3 protein-coding genes are annotated in these 3,625 nt (G+C 33.7%); 2 read left to right on the top strand and 1 reads right to left on the bottom strand.

The features are described 5' to 3' along the window. The coding region (locus tag WBY99_RS09530; protein WP_423976098.1) for an ABC-F family ATP-binding cassette domain-containing protein at nucleotides 1-1,492 on the bottom strand (1,492 nt) is incomplete at its 3' end. 210 nt (nucleotides 1,493-1,702) lie between these two features. Between WBY99_RS09530 and WBY99_RS09525 the strand changes: the two genes are divergently transcribed. Beyond that, on the top strand, nucleotides 1,703-2,521 hold the full coding sequence (locus tag WBY99_RS09525; RefSeq protein ID WP_423976097.1) for a carboxypeptidase-like regulatory domain-containing protein: 819 nt from the start codon (nucleotides 1,703-1,705) through the stop codon (nucleotides 2,519-2,521). 64 nt (nucleotides 2,522-2,585) lie between these two features. After that, nucleotides 2,586-3,625 (top strand): thioredoxin family protein (locus WBY99_RS09520; RefSeq protein ID WP_423976096.1); only part of this gene is annotated, 1,040 nt, incomplete at its 3' end.

Here is a 3,625-nt window from a genome sequence, read left to right as displayed (position 1 = left end):
TGAAATATCTATCGTGAGAAACGATAATCAGACTTCCCTGAAACTGAAGAAGGAAATTTTCTAAAACCGTCAGAGTTGGTAAATCCAAATCATTGGTCGGCTCATCGAAAATCAAGAAGTTCGGGTTTTGATAGAGAACATACATCAAATGCAGACGTCGTTTTTCACCACCCGACAATTTAGAAATCGGCGAATACTGCGTTTGGTCGTCAAATAAAAACAAACGTAAAAACTGCGAGGCAGAAATCGTCCGTCCGTTTGCCAACGGGAAATTTTCTGATATATCTTTAATAAAGTCGATCACTCTTTGATCTTCTTTATACTTTAAACCTTTCTGAGAAAAGTAACCAAATTTAATAGTTTCTCCGGTTTCAATTGAACCTGAATCATAAGGTTCCAAACCTTGAATAATATTTAAAAGCGTTGATTTTCCGGCACCGTTTTTCCCAACGATTCCAACTTTTTCACCACGTTGAAACTGATAAGAGAAATCTTTTAATAATAATTTATCACCGAAACTTTTGCTGATATCATGTAATTCTAAAATTTTTGATCCAAGACGTTTCATTTCAAAATCGAGTTCCAGTTTTTCTTTTCGGGTATCGGTTTTTGCCACTTTTTCAGTTTCGTAAAAATCGCTTTGGCGTGATTTAGATTTCGTGGTTCTCGCTTTTGGTTGACGGCGCATCCACTCCAATTCCTTTCTGTAAAGGTTTTGCGCTTTATCAATCGTAGAATTCATATTGTCTTCACGAATGATTTTATTCTCCAAATAAGTGCCGTAACTTCCGTTGTGAACGTACATATTAAAATCTTCGATTTCCCAAATAATATCACAAACCGCATCCAAGAAATATCGGTCGTGAGTTACCAGAAGTAAAGTCACCATCGCTTTTGACAGATAATTCTCCAGCCATTCCACCATATCCACATCGAGGTGATTGGTCGGCTCATCCATAATCAACAAAGTATGTCGATGTTGCGCACGGGTTTCTACCAACAATTTTGCCAACGCAACTCTTTTAATTTGACCACCAGAAAGGGTTTTCATTTTCGAAGTTAAATCGGTAATTTTCAGCTGACTGAGAATTTGGCTCATTTCATTTTCCAAATCCCAGGCTTCGTGAATTTCCATTTCATTCAGCGCTTTATCCATATCATCCGGATTTTCAGAAATCAAAGCGTGATGGTAATTTTTCAATGCCATAATCGGCGCAGAATCCAAAGTCATCATAAATTCTTCCACATTCAATTCGCCTTCAAAATCGATTTCCTGATCAAATAAAACGACCTGAATATCTTTGTTAATGTTAACTGTTCCCGAATCGGCGATTTCTTTTCCCATCAAAATTTTGAGCAAAGTAGATTTCCCAGAACCGTTTTTGGCAACGATGGCAATTTTATCGCCTTCATTAATATGGAAAGTAATATCCCGGAAAAGTGTTTTTACTCCGTAAGATTTCGTAAGGTTTTCGGCTGAAATGTAATTCATTATATATAGGAATGAGTGATTTTTGAAAGGTGCAAAAGTACGGAAATTAGATGAGAGATTTTTAGATGAGAGATAAAAGACTTTTTTGCGCTTTGTTTTTAATCAAAAGAGAGTACTTTTAATTTCTAAAATTTAGTTAAAGTCACCGACTTTAACAATTCTTTAGCACAATCCTAAAGATAATTTTAGAATATTTGCCAAAATTAATTTATGAAAAAAGCATCTTTACTTTTTATTCTCTTTTGGGGATTTTTAATGAACGCTCAAATTGTCTCGGGAACCATTTTATCTAAAGAAGATAAGCAACCCATTCCTTATGCGAAAATTGGAATCGAAAACGAAAATACCGGAACAATCGCCGATGAAAACGGCCATTTTAAAATTGATTTAACCAACATCGACCTAAATAAAACTTTAAAAATTGAAGTTGGTGGTTTTGAAAAATATGCAAGTACAATCGACCAATTTTTAAAGGAAAAGCAACACCTCATTTTCCTGACTGAAAAAGTAAAAGATATTCAGGAAGTAATCATTAATCCTAAAAAATATATTAGAAAAAACTGGGGAATCAACACGAAAACCCAAAGTATACAGATCGGTCATATTCCTTCAAAAAGTGAAGAAGATCTTTCAAAAGAAGTTGCCATGCTTTTTAAAACCAATAAAAAGGCAAAAATTGAAAAAATCAACATCAATATTTCAAATTTCAAAACTGACAAACCTGTCTTTATAAGGTTTACCGTTTATGATAAAAATCTCAATTCAATTCTTACTGAAGATTTACACGACGAAATTACTTCAGATAAAATCGTTGATAACACTTATAGTTACGATGTCTCTAAAAACAACATCTGGGTAAATAATGATTTCTATATCGGCATTCAGTTGCTGAATCGTTTCGAAGGTGCTTTTTATATGAGTGGTGCATTAATGGGGAATAAGACCATTTACAGAAATTATTTAGGGGAATGGAAAAAAGTTCCTTTAGTAAGTCCCGCGATTAATATTGATGTGAAAGTTGAAAAATAAACACAATTACAATCCTTTTTTATACAGAATACATTATTTTAGCTCTCTAATAAATTTAAAGAAAATGAAAAAAACAGCATTACTCGTACTTCTGCTTTTTAGCTTAATTTCGTTTGGACAAGGAATGAAATTCGAGGAAAACAAATCCTTCAAAGATCTTCTGGCAACTGCTAAGAAAGAAAACAAATTACTCTTTGTAGATGCTTTCACCACTTGGTGCGGACCGTGCAAACTGATGGCGAAAAACGTTTTTCCACAAGCTCCTGTTGGCGAATTTTACAATGCCAATTTCATCAATTCAAAAATTGATATGGAAAAAGGCGAAGGAATCGATATCGCAAAAAAGTATAAAGTAATGGCTTATCCCACTTATCTTTTCATTAATGGCGACGGAGAATTAATTCACCGAGTGACTTCTTATTATGAAGCCGAAGATTTCATTAATGTCGGAAAAGATGCGATAGATCCTGCAAAACAAATGGGAGCCCTAAAAAAGAGATTTGAAAATGGCGATCAAGATCCTGAATTTTTGAAAAACTTCATCACCGTATTTATGTTTGCTGACACCGATTTGGCAGTGAAAGCTGCTACAAAATATTTTGCTGTTAAAAAATCAGAACCTTTAACGCAAGAAGATTTCTCAAATCTTATTAACTTAATATTAACGAAAGACTCTAATTCACCGCTTTACCAAGAATTGATTTCACGTAAAGATGAATTAGTAAAAATGATGTCTGAAGAAAGATATCAAAAAATGCTTGAAATCCTTCACCTAAACACACTATTTAATAATGCTTATGATAAAACAAACAAAGTTTTTGATGAGAATAAATATACTTCAGAAGCAAGAAAAACAATGTCGGAAGAAGAAGTAAAACCATTGTTATTGAAATCTAAAATGAGAGCCGCCGCCGCTTCAAAAGATAAAACTTCTTATCAAAAATTAGCGATGGAATATTATGGTGATGGAAGTTCGTCGCAATTTAGTTCAGAAGAATTGAATTCTATTTCATGGAACTTTTTTGAAAATGCGACCGATAAAATTGCTTTAGAAAAAGCTTTGCTTTGGGCAAAACAATCGGTAAAATTGAAAGAAAGCTACGC

It is taken from the genome of Kaistella sp., assembly GCF_049588135.1.
In the GTDB taxonomy this organism is placed as follows: Bacteria; Bacteroidota; Bacteroidia; order Flavobacteriales; family Weeksellaceae; genus Kaistella.
The sequence above is the reverse complement of the archived record's forward strand: the minus strand, read 5'-3'. Positions and strand labels throughout refer to the sequence as shown.